Origin of the sequence: Moorena producens 3L (genome assembly GCF_000211815.1) — a bacterium.
Taxonomy (GTDB): Bacteria; Cyanobacteriota; Cyanobacteriia; order Cyanobacteriales; family Coleofasciculaceae; genus Moorena; species Moorena producens.
The window spans coordinates 482,032-497,851 of the sequence record NZ_GL890840.1 but is presented as its reverse complement, the minus strand read 5'-3'; the positions used below and the strand labels follow the sequence as shown (position 1 = coordinate 497,851).

Annotated in this window: 14 protein-coding genes; 3 read left to right on the top strand and 11 right to left on the bottom strand. The window is 43.7% G+C overall.

Annotation, left to right across the window (positions count from 1 at the left end):
• Nucleotides 1–95: 95 nt before the first annotated feature.
• The 3 genes from LYNGBM3L_RS08475 to LYNGBM3L_RS08465 form a co-directional block, all read right to left on the bottom strand.
• The gene (locus LYNGBM3L_RS08475) at nucleotides 96–1,121 is read right to left on the bottom strand and encodes a GAF domain-containing protein (RefSeq protein WP_008181382.1); all 1,026 of its coding nucleotides are present in this window, start codon (nucleotides 1,119–1,121) and stop codon (nucleotides 96–98) included.
• 488 nt (nucleotides 1,122–1,609) lie between these two features.
• Nucleotides 1,610–2,800 (bottom strand): RNA-guided endonuclease InsQ/TnpB family protein, encoded by a 1,191-nt coding sequence (locus tag LYNGBM3L_RS08470; RefSeq protein WP_044492492.1) that lies wholly within the window; start codon nucleotides 2,798–2,800, stop codon nucleotides 1,610–1,612.
• A gap of 726 nt (nucleotides 2,801–3,526) precedes the next feature.
• Nucleotides 3,527–4,153 carry a type I restriction endonuclease gene (locus tag LYNGBM3L_RS08465; RefSeq protein WP_008181380.1) on the bottom strand — a complete coding sequence of 209 codons (627 nt, stop codon included), beginning with the start codon at nucleotides 4,151–4,153 and terminating at the stop codon, nucleotides 3,527–3,529.
• A gap of 662 nt (nucleotides 4,154–4,815) precedes the next feature.
• Here LYNGBM3L_RS08465 and LYNGBM3L_RS08460 point away from each other — a divergent pair.
• Complete coding sequence (locus LYNGBM3L_RS08460) at nucleotides 4,816–5,238, top strand: helix-turn-helix domain-containing protein (protein WP_008181378.1); 423 nt, start codon at nucleotides 4,816–4,818, stop codon at nucleotides 5,236–5,238.
• Between the two features lie 244 nt (nucleotides 5,239–5,482).
• Here the strand turns inward: LYNGBM3L_RS08460 and LYNGBM3L_RS08455 are convergent, their stop codons facing one another.
• The 6 genes from LYNGBM3L_RS08455 to LYNGBM3L_RS08435 form a co-directional block, all read right to left on the bottom strand.
• Nucleotides 5,483–6,226 (bottom strand): DUF3747 domain-containing protein, encoded by a 744-nt coding sequence (locus LYNGBM3L_RS08455; RefSeq protein WP_008181377.1) that lies wholly within the window; start codon nucleotides 6,224–6,226, stop codon nucleotides 5,483–5,485.
• 421 nt (nucleotides 6,227–6,647) lie between these two features.
• Nucleotides 6,648–7,163: a peptidylprolyl isomerase gene (locus LYNGBM3L_RS08450; RefSeq protein WP_008181375.1), complete on the bottom strand. Its 516-nt coding sequence runs from the start codon at nucleotides 7,161–7,163 to the stop codon at nucleotides 6,648–6,650.
• A 564-nt stretch (nucleotides 7,164–7,727) separates the two neighbouring features.
• On the bottom strand, nucleotides 7,728–9,083 hold the full coding sequence (locus tag LYNGBM3L_RS08445; protein ID WP_008181373.1) for a D-alanyl-D-alanine carboxypeptidase: 1,356 nt from the start codon (nucleotides 9,081–9,083) through the stop codon (nucleotides 7,728–7,730).
• Nucleotides 9,084–9,334: 251 nt separating this feature from the next.
• A complete protein-coding gene (locus tag LYNGBM3L_RS08440; RefSeq protein ID WP_008181371.1) occupies nucleotides 9,335–9,664 on the bottom strand; it encodes a hypothetical protein in 330 nt (109 codons plus the stop codon).
• Nucleotides 9,661–9,831 (bottom strand): hypothetical protein, encoded by a 171-nt coding sequence (locus LYNGBM3L_RS43050; protein WP_154659712.1) that lies wholly within the window; start codon nucleotides 9,829–9,831, stop codon nucleotides 9,661–9,663. Before LYNGBM3L_RS43050 ends, LYNGBM3L_RS08440 begins: the two co-directional genes overlap by 4 nt.
• Before the next feature lie 345 nt (nucleotides 9,832–10,176).
• Complete coding sequence (locus tag LYNGBM3L_RS08435) at nucleotides 10,177–11,139, bottom strand: MDR/zinc-dependent alcohol dehydrogenase-like family protein (protein WP_008181369.1); 963 nt, start codon at nucleotides 11,137–11,139, stop codon at nucleotides 10,177–10,179.
• Nucleotides 11,140–11,168: 29 nt separating this feature from the next.
• Between LYNGBM3L_RS08435 and LYNGBM3L_RS40100 the strand changes: the two genes are divergently transcribed.
• Together LYNGBM3L_RS40100 and LYNGBM3L_RS08425 are read left to right on the top strand one after the other, a co-directional pair.
• Nucleotides 11,169–11,351, top strand: a complete 183-nt coding sequence (locus tag LYNGBM3L_RS40100; protein WP_131827011.1) for a hypothetical protein — start codon at nucleotides 11,169–11,171, stop codon at nucleotides 11,349–11,351.
• 390 nt (nucleotides 11,352–11,741) lie between these two features.
• A complete protein-coding gene (locus LYNGBM3L_RS08425; RefSeq protein WP_008181366.1) occupies nucleotides 11,742–12,101 on the top strand; it encodes a four helix bundle protein in 360 nt (119 codons plus the stop codon).
• 251 nt (nucleotides 12,102–12,352) lie between these two features.
• Here the strand turns inward: LYNGBM3L_RS08425 and LYNGBM3L_RS34755 are convergent, their stop codons facing one another.
• Complete coding sequence (locus tag LYNGBM3L_RS34755; RefSeq protein WP_044492490.1) at nucleotides 12,353–14,422, bottom strand: pentapeptide repeat-containing protein; 2,070 nt, start codon at nucleotides 14,420–14,422, stop codon at nucleotides 12,353–12,355.
• 415 nt (nucleotides 14,423–14,837) lie between these two features.
• Complete coding sequence (locus LYNGBM3L_RS08410) at nucleotides 14,838–15,794, bottom strand: pentapeptide repeat-containing protein (protein ID WP_048815188.1); 957 nt, start codon at nucleotides 15,792–15,794, stop codon at nucleotides 14,838–14,840.
• Between the last annotated feature and the right edge of the window lie 26 nt (nucleotides 15,795–15,820).

The window sequence follows — 15,820 nt, the reverse complement described above, 5'->3', positions numbered from 1 at the left end:
GAGTTATTAGGCAAAATATATCCTAGCTTGCCTAAAACGTTAACATTTAAAATTTAAACTATAAAATATTGAAATTTAACAATAAAAATTAACACTTAATATAAGTTGAGTTTGGTTAGTTTTTTTAGGCTCTTGCGCACCTGTTTTTCTTTCTCCTGGAGTTCAGTAATCATTTTTTGATTATAGGGATCGATAATCTCTGAGTTACTTTCTGACTTTAACCAAAGTTTACGGGCTAGTTGAAAACATAACTGACATCGTTCTAAATTTTTCAAAATTGAAGGAGTAAATTGAGCCAACAATTCTTCATCTTTTTTGGTAAACCCCTTTAGATCAATTCTTTCAGACAAGTTATCGTTTGGATTACTATTGGGTTTTAACTTATTAATTAATTGTACCACAGCAATTAAATTTTTTTGCTGATTCAACACGGGCCAAGCTACCATAGTATAGGTTCGGTAACCGGTAATTTTGTCGATTCTTTTCGCTTCTTCAGAGCGTGGGTCGTCATAGACATCAAAGGGAACATTAATAATACTTAAGGAGGTAGCAGCTGCACCAGCAATTCCTTTATCTGCTGGAATATCAATGACTAGGGAGCCACCTTTCCCGTCATCAGCGTCAATGGAACCGAGGATGTTACTGTGCTCATCCAGTAAAAAAATACTGGTGCGGTCTGCTTTTAGTATATTTCCAGCTTTTCGGGTCAGGCGACGTAACATTTCTTTGAGGGTGTCCACTAACTCCCCTAAAGCGTCATCAACGGTGTTCACCTCTTCGATAGGCTTTGGTTTTGCGTTCGCGTAGCTTGGCCTAGGGCCAATCCCATCACTGGTATCGACGGTATCTACTTCACTAGTATCTACTTCAATCTCTGAGGATTTCACTGGAGTTTCCAGTAAATCTAAACCAGCGATTTCTCGCCAGTTTAACTGCAATGCTTGACAAATTTCTACAAAGAAAAGACCTTTAATGGGCTTTCCGATCAGAAAAAGATTAACAATGGGCAAGTCTAAATCTAATTCATTAGCTAGGTCTATATCTCTTCCCCGACGCTTACGCTTCCAAACTAATTTGACTGTTTCGAGGTACTTAGGGTGTACACTATATAATTTTTCCATTCTTTTTTGATTTGGGGAAAGCTGCTTATCTCAACTCCAAATGATTAGGGAGTAGCAAAAAAATAAAATACCAGGTTTTAGCTTGTCGGATAGGCAAAAAAGTTGGTTTTCAGTTTTATAGATTAAATTAGGTTCCCCACCCTACTTTAATTGGTATTTTTTTTCATGCAAGTCCCGGCTGTCAATCTATTGGTTTTTATGGATATTCCGGATACTTCATGTCACTGCTCTTAGTTTCTAATAGGTTTATCCCATTAGTTAACTAGACTCCCTAGGTAGTTTTACCAAACTAGTTGCTGCTTTCACTAGTGGATTGCGCTAGATGTTGCTAGGCAATTAACCGTGCTTGTTAATAACCTATAAGTTATTGATAACAGTCACAGTATCAGCTACATAGCGTCAGTTACCCTTACCTAAATTACCACTATGGTGAAGATACCATAGTTGGTATACAGCTGTCGCACCTGATCATTGACATCCTCCCCTCCCTAAGCAACTTCCCTATGCTCAGTCACTTTGAGGGAGGGGATTCCTAACTCTCGCGAATTAGGTTTTCTGCTTCGACCCGTGCCAACTAGAGTATCGTGACCGATACTCCCCGTCGCTTCCAGTCCACAGACATTTTCTACTACCGTCTGCCCGACGGCATTTAACCCTCTATTTCTAAGAACCTGACTAGCTGCTACATCTCTTGTGGTTCTGTATCCACACTCATCGCAGTGGTGAAAGCGAATATCTAGAGTTTTTTTGCCAGTGTGTGCCTTCGGACAGGCTTCGCCAACAACAAATATCATGCCAGCACCATCACACAAATGATGAGCTAGTTTAAAGTGCCAATCTTTACGAGTGTCAGATATGCGCTGATGTAGTCTAGCTATTTTCTGGTTTAGCTTGTATCTATTATTTGACCCTTTTTGCTTATTCTTTAGCCTACGTTGCAGCAATTTCAGCTTGCGCTGTAGGGTGATCAGAAATCGAGGTCGCTTAATCTCTTCACCATCACTGGTAGCTACAAACTTGAGGACGCGATTTCCGAGGTTGCCTCGGAAATTAAAGCCGTCCGTGTCAAACCCCAAGTCCAAACCTCTAGGATGACCGTGAGGCATGGGACTAGAGACATTGACATTTAGCTGTAGTGACAGCATCACAAAATAACCAGATGCTTTTCTAACTATCCTCGCTTGCTTGACTTGAAACCCAAAGGGAATAGGCCTTGACTGTCGCCATTTCACCCATCCCAGTTTTGGGAACTTAATCCCATCATCTCTAATTGGGTCTTTTCCTAACTGTGGAAAGACAAACGACCGCATCCGATACTTATTCTTAAAGCGAGGCCAACCAAAACCTCTGGCTTTCATATCGTCCCAAGCTCTATCTAAAGTTCTTAGGGTTTGTTGTAGTACTTGAGAGTGAACTGTTTTCAGATGAGGATAGAGTTTCTTGGCTTGAGTTAATTGCTTGGCTTGCTTATGGTAATTCGGAAATGGTTCGTCGGCAGAAATGATGTACTCGGATTGAATCGAACAAGCATTAATAGGTGACTTACGAGATGCACACCAATCTTTACGCTGCCTAAGGGCAAAATTCCAGACAGAACGACAAATATCTAGGGTTTGCTCGATAGATTCAATCTGTTCGGCAGTTGGTTCTAGTTTGTACTCGTAGGTCATGGTTAGCATGGCCAAATTATAGCTTACATGGGCTATAATGTTGTGTAAATATTTAAGAAATTTGCCAATTATCGGGGCATCTAACCCCTCAATTGGCTTGAGGGAGTCCATGTATCCCCGCCCTATGACATCGTGTTCGTCAGCTAACACTCGTCATGTCCGACGGGGTTTTATAGTTCCCTCAAACTCCCTCGTTTCGATAATAATGCTTTTTGCGAAAAAGGTAAAGTCCTTTCCAGGAAATGTAAGCAGTCAGCTAATACGCTACGCCCATGGTACAGAAACTGCTTCTGAGAGGTTGTCTGAGAAGTCTCATTTGCTACATCCAAGCCCCCGTTGGTCCCCCGAGCGAGCAATCCCTCGCTCGGGGGACTTTTAGAAGCAAATTGACTCTTGTTCCCCCCAAAGTTGGGGGGTCAGGGGGGCAAAATTCAGTATCAAAAAACTTGGGAGATATCCTCTGAGCAGTAAGCTAAACCATCCAGGAAAAGTTGGACATTTTGCTGAGGGGCGCGAGTAGATCAGTTATCCTGGACAACCCCGTCAAGATGTTGATAGCTATCAGTTATCAGGTAATGCGCTACAGATGGTGCTACTTGAGGTGCTATCAGCTAATGGGCAAGCTACTTGAGGTGCTTTTGAATAAAAGAGGAAGGTGCGAACAGCTTTTGAATAAAATAAGCTGACAGCTGACGGCTGACAGCTGACTGCTGACAGCTGACTGCTGACAGCTGACTACGGATTTTGGATGGTTTGGTTAATACGTTTTAAGATCCTCATAACAGTGTAAAAATCATCTTTGTTCTCAAGAGCGAATGTATAGGATTGAGCATATTTAGGTGGCTTTTGAGTTGTCATCTTTAGGAATTTAAACTCATTTCCATTGGTGATAAACCCCAGGACAGGTTGCTCTGGATTAGGATTAGCCAACATATACGCTAAGACTTGAGGAATTCCAGCTGCTAAGGCATATTTTGTTCCTTTTGCTTCAATTACAGTAACCCAGAATTCTGGTTTAAAAATCAGAATATCAATACGTCCAGTAACAATCATACCCTCATCTTCGGAGGTGATTTTAACTTCTTTCTCTGCTGTGATTTCAAAGGGATGACGATAAAATCCTGCTAGTCTCAGTAATGGCGATATTATCACCATTTTTAAGATCACTTCCAATAACGGAGACTCGGATAAGTACAGATACTCTTCTTTAACTTGCCCTAGCAATTGCTTCTCAAAATCCGTCAGTTCTGGTAAATCGTCTTGCCATTCTCTGAAAAAATTTTCATCATCAGTTCGTTCTAGATGGAATCTGTGTCTTAATTGACGTAAGGTAATCTCTTTTGCAGTAATTGTTGGAACCATGGGTAGTTTTAAATTTATAATTTATAGTTTAAGTAATCGGACGTAAGTGATTACACAGTACCTGATTTATTGATAGCAATTCTCATTACTATGAGAACCGCAATATAGCGGTTTTAAATTAGGTGAGGTACAAGTTTTTTGGTTTTAGGCAACAGGCAACAGGGAGCAGGGAGCAGGGAGCAGGGAACAGATGGACTTTTAGTAACTTTACACAAGTTAATACAGCTACGAGGTTCATTTTTGTCCAGCTACTTATCAGCTGTCAGCTATTAGCACTATTCTCACCCTCAGCACTGAGCCACTTAGCACTGAATTGCGACAATCCAATAGTCTTAGATAACTATTTTACCCCACTACCGTCACTAATCCCACTAATCCCAGTTGACCCCATTGCTTGAGATTGTGACAATGCAATAGTTTGTTTGAGCACCCTCTTTTCTTTATTACCCTATTTAACCCATTAAACCTATTACTCCTTTAAATTGCGGTAATGCAATAGTTTTTGTTAGCACCCTTTTATATCACTAATCCCATTAATCTCACTAATCCCAATTGACCCTATGACTTTAAATTATGCTAATGCAATAGTTTTACTATATCCTTGCCTTTTCAGAACAAGTGTGTTAAAGTAATAATATCGTAAAAGCAATGGTTTACTCCCTATGATGATTTCCACCGCACAAGCCGCTGAATTACTTGGTGTTTCTGCCACTCGCGTCCGTTACCTTCTGGGCAAAGGCAGAGTTAAAGGCGCTTATAAGGTGGGTAGAACTTGGGTGATTCCTTTGTTTGATGGTATGCCGGTGGTCACCCCTGGCACTCGCGGACCAAAACGGAACTGGTCAAAGCGTACAGAGTACACTAAGACAGTGATTCATGTTAACCAGAGGGTGATTCGCAACAATCTCAAGACGGGGGACCGGAATCCTGTGATTACGGTCAAGCGAGGCACTAAAAATGTTTACGGTCATACGGTGGAGGTCAATGGCCCCTGTCGGGTGATGTATCGTCCAGATGATCCCCTCAAGTGTGGAGCACGGGTATGGATTGAGACGATTTCTGATTTTGAAGTGATTTCAGCGTGATGGAAAGCTGTTCAGTATTTAGATTGGGATACCTAAATTGCTCAAAGGGAACAGGGAATAGGGAACAGGGAACAGAGATACAATCCTGTGTATCTCATTAGGGTTGTGTTACGGTAAAAACCCCTATATTAGCAAAAATCTCCCTATCTCCCTATCTCCCTACCCGTGAAATTCTAGTCCGACCCAAGAAACAGCCCTGGGGGTTAGGGGGGCGAAACCAAGTCAACTTAGTATCTCCTATTAATTAGAACCCCTCAAACACTGGTATGCCATCATTTGACGATTCTGCCGGTGCAGGTGGTGGAATTTCAGGGCTAGTGCCAGGAAAACGTTCACCACTAGTCTTGGGTTGGGCTTGTGGTTTGGTAAAAATATATTCCCTGCTGGGAGTAGGTGGTGAGGGTTGAGGGCTACTCGTCCACTGTGGCGCTACAGTATTAGCGATCGCACCATAGGTAAGATAGATGTGACCTAGTTGTTTGCCTTGATAGACACGTTTGGTAAATCGCCAACCGGGATCGAGAAAGATTTTGAGAAAGCCATTAGCCAAACCTCTGGTGCGGCCAAGCTCAATGTCTGGGGCATTGCGGTCAATGCGGTGACTCCCTACTAATACCAATTCTCCATTGCGTTTAACCACTCTGAGCATATAGTCTAGGCCGAAGTCTTGACTATCGACGCGGATAGAATAGCCGTTGCTGTCTGTACTGCGGCCACAAATTCCTGTAAAGTCAAAGTCGAGCAGCAGAGGATCTACAATAACTGGGTTACTGCCACGTTCACGCCAGCACGCTTGCCAGTTTGCAATCTGCTCGATGATTAGTAATTGATACTGGTTGTAACCAAAAGGGGCAGCTACTGCAATAAAATTGTTTTCGTTAACTTCGATGTTGCCAAAGGTATTCGCTGCTGCTGGATTGATAGCGCCTAAGGTAAGGCAGGAAGCTGTAGTGATTGCAGTAGCTGCTAGCCAGGGTAATCTGTTCATGGGTTTTCCCTTTCCTAAGTTAGAACATTCCCAGTAGACGCTACGAGTAAAGCATTTGCTCCTCTAGTGATACTGTGAAATTATATCAACTCTGCTTGATTAAGAATATCTTAGGGAAACAGAAAACGTAAGCATTCAGTGGTCAGTGGTCAGCGGTCAGCCGTCAGCATTCAGTGGTCAGTGGTCAGCGGTCAGCCGTCAGCGGTCAGTGGTCAGCTTATTTTATTCACAAGCTGTTCGGTCTAGCTTCGCCTACGGCCAATAGCTGATAGCACCTCAAGTAGCGTGCGCGTAGCGCTTAAGCTGATAGCTGACCACTGATCACTGAATGCTGACCACTGATCACTGATAGCTGATAACTGATACATTATCGCTGATTGCTGATAGCTGATAGCTGACCGCTGATAGCTGATAGCTTACGTTACTCGTTAATCGTCACTTTCACCATTTGAACCGGAGTTTGAGGGCGATCACCACGATCAGTAGGGGTGGTTTGAATATTGTTCACCACATCCATACCCTCAGTAACTTTACCAAAAACCGGGTGCTTCGAGGGACCTGGAGAAAACCAATCGAGATAGGAATTGTCTCGTGTATTGATGAAAAACTGGCAACTACCGCTATTGGGAGCACCGGTATTTGCCATAGATAATGTACCTGGCTCATTGGAAATTTTGGCATTGTCCGGGTGTTCATCCTGGATGCAGCCGTCAGGACCATTCCCGGTACCGGCACGACGACTATTGGGATCCTTGCTATAGGGACAGCCAAACTGAATCATGAAGTCATTAATCACCCGGTGAAAATGAAGACCATCGTAGAAACCAGACTTGGCTAGTTTAATGAAATTACCGGCTGTCTCTGGCATCACATCGGTGAACAATTCCACCGTAATTGTGCCTAAAGAGGTTTCTAGGGTTGCGGTTGGGTTTGCCATCTATATTTCTCAGTTAATGAGAGTTTTGTTAACACTAAACCAGGATACAGCAGGGAGTCGGGAATCGGGAGTCGGGAATCGGTAATCGGGAGATCAGCTATCAGCTATCAGCTATCAGCTATCAGCTATCAGCTTTCAGTTATCAGCTTTCAGTTATCAGCTATCAGCTATCAGCTATCAGTGGTCAGTAATCAGCTCAAGCGCTACGCGCACGCTACTTGAGGTGCTTTGAGTGATCAGCTTTCAGCTTATGCGCTACGCGCACGCGATCGCGTTCAGTCTTCAGCTTTGAGTGATCAGCTTTCAGTTATCAGCTATAATTAATCAGCTATCAGCGGTCAGCTATTAGTTATCAGCTATCAGTCTATGGGCATTCGCGCACGCGATCGCGTTCAGCTTTTGAATAAAACAGGTAAGTATTGCTTGAATCTTTGTTACGTCTGCTGTTCGCGTAGCGTGGCCATTCGCGTAGCGTGGCCATAGGCCAAGGCCAAGGCTGAAGGCTGACCGCTGACCGCTGACCGCTGACCGCTGACCGCTGACCGCTGACGGCTTACCTACTCCCTACCTAACAATTTCACTAAACGACCTCTTACCAATCCTCTGGGGTGATGGTTTAATGTCAGAAGGAACAGATTGCACCACTCCCCATTTAGTTACTAATTCTTTTAGCAGCACCTCTTGTTGAGTCCGGTATTTGGTATAGTCTCCTCCTGAATTCATCACAGCAAACCAAACAGTGCCATAGGTTTGAGTTGGTAAGGCTCCGGCTAAGGTACTAACATAATTTAAACTACCGGATTTGACTACTGCTAAGTTAGGCAATGGACGTTCATTTAAAATACCTTTGTCTTGTCCTACGATGGCAAATACATCAGCAACGGTCATGTTGTATTGCTTAAGATAGCGCTCAATGGCGAGAAATACAGCAGTGACAGCCCGAGGAGACATGCGATTTTCTTCACCTAAACCAGAGCCATTGATTAAGCTAATTTCTGATTGGGGTACTCCCGCCGCTTCTGCTGCTTTGCGGGCTACCACCTTGGCACCACCAGCTGTATTGGCTAGCATGTCGGCCATTTTATTATTACTGTAGCGATTCATTTTCTTCAGCAGTTCCGCCAGGGGAAAGGAATACTGGCGCACTAGGGGCTGTAGATTGTCAGGGGGTGAAGCTACCACTTGCACAGAGCCTGCGATCGCAATTTCCGGTCTAGGGGTACCTGGGGGTAAGGTCTGATACTGAGTTTCTGCTGCTGGTGGCCAACTCTTACCATTCAAGCCTTGCTTGAGCAGAGTGCCAGCTTTGAGGGGTAAGGTCTCAAAATTCATATAAAACTTACCCACAATCACCAAATTACCGGTTACTTGCTTGATACCTAACTGATTTAACTGGTTGCCCACTGCTATGGCTTCTTCCCAGACAAAAAACGGGTCTTCTGACCCTTGAACCACTAGGTCCCCCTGTAGCACCCCATTCTCAATCGGTCCAGTGGCGCTAAATTGGGTAATGAATTGGTGGTCAGGACCAAAGGTAGAAAGAGCAGCTAGTGTAGTTGCTGCTTTGGTAAGGGATGCTGCTGGTAAAGGAATAGTGCCTTGGTGATTGGCTAACAGGGTATCTCCTGATTCGATCCATATCCCTTGATTGGTCTTAGTCATCCCTTTGGCAGATAATCCTTTTAGGTATTGGTCAACACTCTGTTGGCTTCCTGGAATAGGATTCGTTTCCGCAACAGTTAGCGGTTGATCAGGCTTTGGGATCACCTTTAGTGCATTCTCTGGTTCTGAGGACTGGGAAGACTCTGGATCAGGAGATGGAGATACGCCCTTTGGGGAATCCGCCCCATTACATCCAATTACTAGTGCTAGGAGTAGTGTAGATAGTGTACCAGTTACATAAGTCTTCGTTTTGAGCATTATTATATTAGGTGATATCTTTCCAAATCCTCTAGAATTATCTACTATAATCGAGCCTGATCCAATCCTCGATTATAATGCTATATTCTAAACTGAAAATACTATAGCTTTTGGTAAGCTATCAGCTATCAGCTTATGCTTAGATAGGCTTTCACCCAGACTTTAAATTCTCATTAATCTCTCAATCTTAAATTTTCAAATAGGTTTATTTTAAGCTGACAGCTGACGGCTGACGGCTGACGGCTGACAGCTTATATCTTTTCTTCTAATTGTTTAAGTTTCAAATTTACTTCCAAATCATCCCGTCCTACAATAGTTTCTATGTTACCGAGGCGTTCTTCTATCTGTTGTACCTGATTAGGAAGAAGGGTTTTATCGGACTTGTTATGAGAGTGCCAAACAAAAGCGGTGCTAGTTGCTGCTCCTCCGATTACAATCATCGGTATGGCTAACTTATATCTGCCTGGGGCAAAAATCATACAAATCGCTAACATTCCAGTAGCATAAGACCAAATTTGTTTGGTGGTCATAGCACGGATATTCAGAGATTTCTCGAATTCGGATTGTTGTTCGTAAGTCATAGTTTAATAAAGGAATCGGGAATCGGGAATCGGGAATCGGGAATCGGGAATCGGGAATCGGGAATCGGGAGTAGGGAGTAGGGAATAGGGAATCGGGAATAGGGAATAGGGAGCAGGGAACAGTTGCGTATGGTTTTGTCCTGGAAATGCGATTGACCGTAGGCCACGCTACGCTCCGGAAGCGTTCGCAAAGCGTGGCCTACGGCCTCAGCTTCCGCGCTTGTGCGATCGCATTCACTATCCCATGGTAAGCATTGAGCTTTTATAGCAGAAGTCAGAAGTCAGAAGTCAGAAGTCAGAAGTAAAACTCTTGCGCTTACAAAGGGTGTGAGACTTTTGTCATGTCCTAACTGCCCTGGCGACTGCTATAGCCATTGGCCTAGTTCAGCTTCTCCCAAACCTAAGCCTTAAGCTGATACGCGACACGCTGATAGCTGACCGCTGACCGCTGACCGCTGACCGCTGACCACTGACCGCTGATAGCTTACATCCCATCACCTATTGCTCATCTTTCAAGAGTTCTGATCCATGGTCAGTAAAATTTTCAAGACTCCCCGCTGCTGGGCATGGTTAAAGGCAGTTAACCCTTCCTCAATTGGGTAATGACTTTGGATTAGGTAGTTGACATTTACTTTATCTTGTGCTAGTAAATTTATTGCTGGTTTAAAGGGACCGCAACGGGAACCGATTAGGGTAATTTCGTCTACTACTAGAGACGAGGCATCAAAGGTTAGGTTGCCAGCATAGGTACTTTTTAATACCAGGGTACCTCGTGGGCGCAACGCTCCCCGGGCAAGGGCAAAGCCTTCGGGGTTGCCAGTACACTCCACTGAGATATCGAAAGGACCGTTAGTGATGGCATCGGCAAAGCCTACCTTAATTCCTCTGGCTTCTAAATTGGCCAACTTCTCGTGATGACGGCCAATCACTAGCAAATTGCAGCCCGTTAGGGCTAGGGTTTGTGCCACCAGTTGTCCCAGCTTACCGTCTCCGACTACTAACACCTGGTGATCGGGAGCAACCCTGACTTGTTCCTGAATTTCCAGAGCTGCAGCCAAAGGCTCGGTAAAGGTTGCGGCATCAGTAGAAATAGTATCCGGTAAGGGATGTAAGTTTTTTACCGGCAAGGTCAGATAGTCAGCAAAAGCTCCGTTACGGTTAACAATACCTAAGACAGTACGGTTTTGGCAGTGAGTGGGTTGTCCAGTTCTACAAAATCGACACTCACCACAGGCGGCATTAATTTCTCCCACCACCCGCTGGTTGACTAAATTCTCTGGTCCATCTTCCACAACACCAACAAACTCATGACCTAATATACCCTTGTAGGGGTAATAGCCTCGGATTAGTTCCAAATCAGTGTTGCATATTCCCGCACGCAATACCCGCACTAAGGCTTCATCAGAGGGTGGTGATGGCACAGGTAGGTCAGTGCGCAGTTGCAGTTGCTGGTTTTCGAGCCAGAGTCCTTTCATTGTTGGTTGTTGTAACAAGATTCTAGAAATTGGTTCCTATTTCTTATCTTAGCGATCAGCAGTCAGCCTTCAGCCTTCAGCCTTCAGCCTTCAGCCTTCAGCCTTCAGCCTTCAGCCTTCAGCCTTCAGCCTTGGCCTTGGCCTATGGCCACGCTACGCGAATGGCCACGCTACTTGAGGTGCGGTCAGTGGTCAGTGGTCAGCTAAGGTAACTCAGATTAAACTAATGCTTACCTACTTTTATTAAAAAACTGATTTCAGCTGTCAGCTGTCAGCAGTCAGTGGTCAGCAGTCAGTGGTCAGCGATCAGCTGTCAGTGGTCAGCGGTCAGCCGTCAGTAGTCAGTAGTCAGCGGTCAGTAGTCAGCCGTCAGCCTTTAGCCTTTAGGTAAAAACTGAAAACTGATAGCTAATAGCTGATAGCTGATAGCTGAAACCTGATAGCTGAAACCTGATAGCTGATAGCTGATAGCTGAAAGCTGAAAACTGAAAACTGAAAGCTGATAGCTGACCGCTGAAAGCTGATAGCTGAAAACTGAAAGCTGAAACCTGAAAGCTGATAGCTGAAACCTGAAAGCTGATAGCTGATAGGAGCATTCAATATTGAGAGATTTTAAAAAATTGAAAGTTTGGGAAAAAGCCCATCACCTGACGTTATCTGTTTATAAGGCAACCCAAGTATTTCCGAAGGAAGAACTTTATGGGTTGACAAGCCAAATCCGTCGCTCTTCCGCTTCAATCCCTGCCAATATTGCTGAGGGATGTGGTAGAAACGGAAAAGCCGAACTAGCCCGTTTTCTTCACATTGCTATGGGTTCAGCAAGTGAACTTGAATATCATCTGTTACTGGCTTACAATCTTAACTTACTCAAAGCCAAAGACTATGAATTCCTGGCAGCAGAAGTAACAGATATTAAACGCATGCTTACCTCTTTTATTCAAAAGCTGAAAACTGAAAGCTGATAGCTGTCAGCCGTCAGCCGTCAGCCTTTAGCCTTTAGCCTTTAGCTGAAAACTGAAAGCTGAAAGCTGAAAGCTGATAGCTGAAAGCTGAAAACTGATAGCTGATAGCTGTCAGCCGTCAGCCGTCAGCCGTCAGCCGTCAGCCTTTAACTGATAGCTGATAGCTGATAGCTGAAAACTGAAAGCTGAAAGCTGATTACTGAAAGCTGATAGCTGATAGCTGAAGACTGAAAGCTGATAGCTGACTAAACTTATGTCCATCCGTCGATTGTAGCCATCAAAATGTTAACCAAAGGATGGTCTATAGCTTCCTTGAAGGCTTCTACTCCTCCTGCTTTCAGGGCATTGATTACCTTAGCTTTTAAGGTTGGGTTAGTCTCAATTTGGTCAATAACTTCACCTACAACTATCATCTTATCTTTGTTGGTTGTAGTGGGATTAGTCTGGGATAGTTGGTTGAGGAGTTGCTGGATTTCTGCTGCTGCTTCGGCTAAGCTTTGTTTTTGCTCTGATCTGAAATTATTCGTGTTAACTTGTCTAGCATTGTCGTTGAAAACATTAAAATTATTAGGATTATTAGCTTGGCTTTGGTCTATATCTAGATTATCTATATTAAAATTACGTGAATTATCTGACATATCACTCTTGGCTTTAGCTGTATTTGTAAAATTAAGTATAGGATTGGATGACTGATTGCTGGTAAAAGCGGCTCTAACAAATTCCTTCATATCCTGATTATGACTTCTTTCCGCCTCTAGCAGAGCAGTTTGTTTTGCTGCTTCCAACCTAGCTTCGTAAACTGCTAAAAAATGTTTTTCAAAGTTACCTTTATCTGTGGCTTCTGGAACTTCCAAGGTAAGTAAAACATCATTGCCTTTCTTCTCAATGGCTTGAATCGAATCACTAGTAATTGCAGGATTTTCCGCCATTATTTTTTGAAAGGCTTGACGAAATGCTTCTTGATTAACACCATTGCGCAGCAGAATCTGTACCGTATTCATAATCTTATTATAGAGCTTTTCAAAATCCCCTGGTTGGAAAACTCTGTCAGGGTCATGGGGATGACGCTCTCGACTTCCTTGAGAATTGGGATTCTCTAATAAAAAGACATACTGACAATCAACGTTAGTTAAGGTAGTTGTTGAGTCAATATTCCACGCTTCTAAACAAGCTCCGGTAAAATAAGCATGAGTAAAATCAGTACCAATTGCTTGAGCTTCAGTTAAATTAGTCCATTCTAAATTAGCCTCCTCTAAAGCGGCTTCGCTAATATCAGCTAGTTTTAGATTAGCCTTATTTAAATTAGCTCCTTTTAAATTAGCCCCTCTAAGATTGGCATTACTATAATTAGTATTATAACCATTACCACTAACCAATAATTGTCTGACAACAGTATCAGCTAAGATAGTTTTACCTGGTCTAGCTCGGTCAAGTTTAATAGTATTTCGCCAACAAGTACGAGTTAGAGTAGCCTCTCTTAAATCTGTACTTTTGAGCGTAGCTCCCGTAAAATCAGCATCAGTTAAATCAGCTTTGTAAAAACTGGTACCTCCTGTAGCAGCAAAGGCAATAGCGATAGTGTGAATCCAGGCATCTCGGGGGTCTCCTTTTAGAGCACGCCAGCCCAGGTAAGCACCAAGTAATACTAAGGCTATGGCTATGGCTAAGGCTAAGGCTATGTCTACGGGTCCCGTTAAGCTGAAGTTGCTGGCAATGGCGCTGGGGAAGGCGCTGGGGAAGACGAAGGCGCTGGCGATAGCGCTGGCGATAGCAATGGCAAATGTGAGGGCGCTGACCCTGGCGATGGCGAAGACGAAGGTTATGGTGATGGCGAAGGCGAAGGCGCTGGATCTTGCGAAGATGAAGGCGAAGGCGCTGGGGAAGGCGCTGGCGATGGCGAAGGCGCTGGCAATGGCGCTGGCGCTGGCGACTCCTGCTCCGAGCCCTTGACGCAGGATAACACTATATAATATTATTAGTATAATCAAGGCTATCCAACCGAACACTTGGTTTTCTAAGTTGTTATCAAAGATTAACCCTACTACCCCCCCAGCAAGTAGCGAGGCAATTCCTGATACTCCTGAAACTATCAATGAAACCAACAGAATAACAGTTACCCACCGTTTTTGTAATCCAGCTTTGGCCTTACAAAACTTAGTTCTAGTTAGATTAGCTTTCTTAAAGTTTGTTCCCCTAATATCAGTTTCACTAAAATCTGCCCCTAAAAGGTTTTCCCCCTTAAATGACTGACCTCTGAGATTTACCCTGCGGAAATCCCTTTCTCCATTCTTATATCTGGTTAGAACTTCATTAGCTTTCATTGAGTGATAGTCATTAGTCATTAAAGCAGGGTAAACCAGTCTGATGTTGAAACGCCTACTGGATATTAGATTTATAATCTAAGTATTTATCCTTAGATTATTTTTGCTTATTCATTTAGATGCATTAACCCTGACTTAGCGATTATACTCCCGACGAAGGAAAACCGGAGGAAGAGAGTATTGATTATAAACTGATTCTATGTAATAAATTGGTATTGTATCACAAATCCTAATTGATTACATGACAATTTCTCAGGGAAAATACTTAAAATCCTGAGCAAAAACACTTAAAAAATAAAAAACTATAGCGCTATATCAAGGGGATAGGGAAAGAGAGGGAAGTGTGGGGAGTAGTGTCAAGATTATTATCAGCTAACCGCCGACGGCTGACCACTGACGGCTGACGGCTGAATGCTTAGGTTTGATCTCGTCTAGCCAAGTCAAGTTCACTAGTATTATCCAAACAAGTATCAGTAAGATTAGCCTTTCTTAAATCTGTACTTTTGAGGGTAGCTCCGGTAAAGTCAGCATCGGTTAGGTCAGCGTTGTAAAAACTAGTACCCCCTGTAGCCGCCAATGCGATCGCAGTACTCCGAATCCAGGCATGTTTAGGGTCTTCGGTGAGAGCACCCCAGCCCAGGTAAGAACCAAGTAACGCCAAGAGGAAGGCCAAGGTTCCACCTATGGCAGAGGCCAGGTCGAAGCCCAAGGTTCCTGTTTTGGTAAATGGCAAGGCTGACTGCTGTACAGCAAACACTCCAGCTACCGCTCCACCTACAGCTACCAACAAGCCTAAGACTCCCATTAAGACACCATCCAAGACTCCCGATCCCGCTCCAGTTGTAGCTACGGCTAGGGCTAGGGCGAAGGGTAAGCCTAAGGCAAAGGCTAGGGCGAAGGGGAAAGCTAAGCCAAAGGCTCCAGCGACAGCGACAGCTACGGCAAAGCCAAAGACCAAGCCTACCACTAAGGCTTGGACTGTTTGAATACCTTGACCAAGGATAACAACAAATAAAACAATTATTGCCACCAAGGCTATCCAGGCGAAGATTAGGTTTGCTCCCTGGACATAGTTAACAATAAATGCTGCATAACACCCACCATAAAATGATACAATTGCTGATAGTATTAAGGCGATCATCGATGAAACCAATATAATAACAATTGACCACGATTGTGGTAATCCAGCCTTAGCTTTACAGAACTTAGTCCCAGTTAGAATAGTATTCTTAAAGTTAGCTCCTCTAATATCAGCTTCACTAAAATCTGCCCCTGAAAGGTCTCTCCCTTGGAATGACTGACCCCTGAGATTTACCTTTCGGAAATCCCTTTCTCCTTGGGCATATCTTGCTAGAATTGTTTGAGCTTTCATTAGCATTTATAGGAGTTATAATTGGG

What these genes read in the sequence shown, in the direction of transcription:
- LYNGBM3L_RS08475 (WP_008181382.1), bottom strand. Translation starts at nt 1,121, where the DNA reads ATGGAAAAATTATATAGTGTACACCCTAAGTACCTCGAAACAGTCAAA.
- LYNGBM3L_RS08470 (WP_044492492.1), bottom strand. Translation starts at nt 2,800, where the DNA reads ATGCTAACCATGACCTACGAGTACAAACTAGAACCAACTGCCGAACAG.
- LYNGBM3L_RS08465 (WP_008181380.1), bottom strand. Translation starts at nt 4,153, where the DNA reads ATGGTTCCAACAATTACTGCAAAAGAGATTACCTTACGTCAATTAAGA.
- LYNGBM3L_RS08460 (WP_008181378.1), top strand. Translation starts at nt 4,816, where the DNA reads ATGATGATTTCCACCGCACAAGCCGCTGAATTACTTGGTGTTTCTGCC.
- LYNGBM3L_RS08455 (WP_008181377.1), bottom strand. Translation starts at nt 6,226, where the DNA reads ATGAACAGATTACCCTGGCTAGCAGCTACTGCAATCACTACAGCTTCC.
- LYNGBM3L_RS08450 (WP_008181375.1), bottom strand. Translation starts at nt 7,163, where the DNA reads ATGGCAAACCCAACCGCAACCCTAGAAACCTCTTTAGGCACAATTACG.
- LYNGBM3L_RS08445 (WP_008181373.1), bottom strand. Translation starts at nt 9,083, where the DNA reads ATGCTCAAAACGAAGACTTATGTAACTGGTACACTATCTACACTACTC.
- LYNGBM3L_RS08440 (WP_008181371.1), bottom strand. Translation starts at nt 9,664, where the DNA reads ATGACTTACGAACAACAATCCGAATTCGAGAAATCTCTGAATATCCGT.
- LYNGBM3L_RS08435 (WP_008181369.1), bottom strand. Translation starts at nt 11,139, where the DNA reads ATGAAAGGACTCTGGCTCGAAAACCAGCAACTGCAACTGCGCACTGAC.
- LYNGBM3L_RS34755 (WP_044492490.1), bottom strand. Translation starts at nt 14,422, where the DNA reads ATGAAAGCTAATGAAGTTCTAACCAGATATAAGAATGGAGAAAGGGAT.
- LYNGBM3L_RS08410 (WP_048815188.1), bottom strand. Translation starts at nt 15,794, where the DNA reads ATGAAAGCTCAAACAATTCTAGCAAGATATGCCCAAGGAGAAAGGGAT.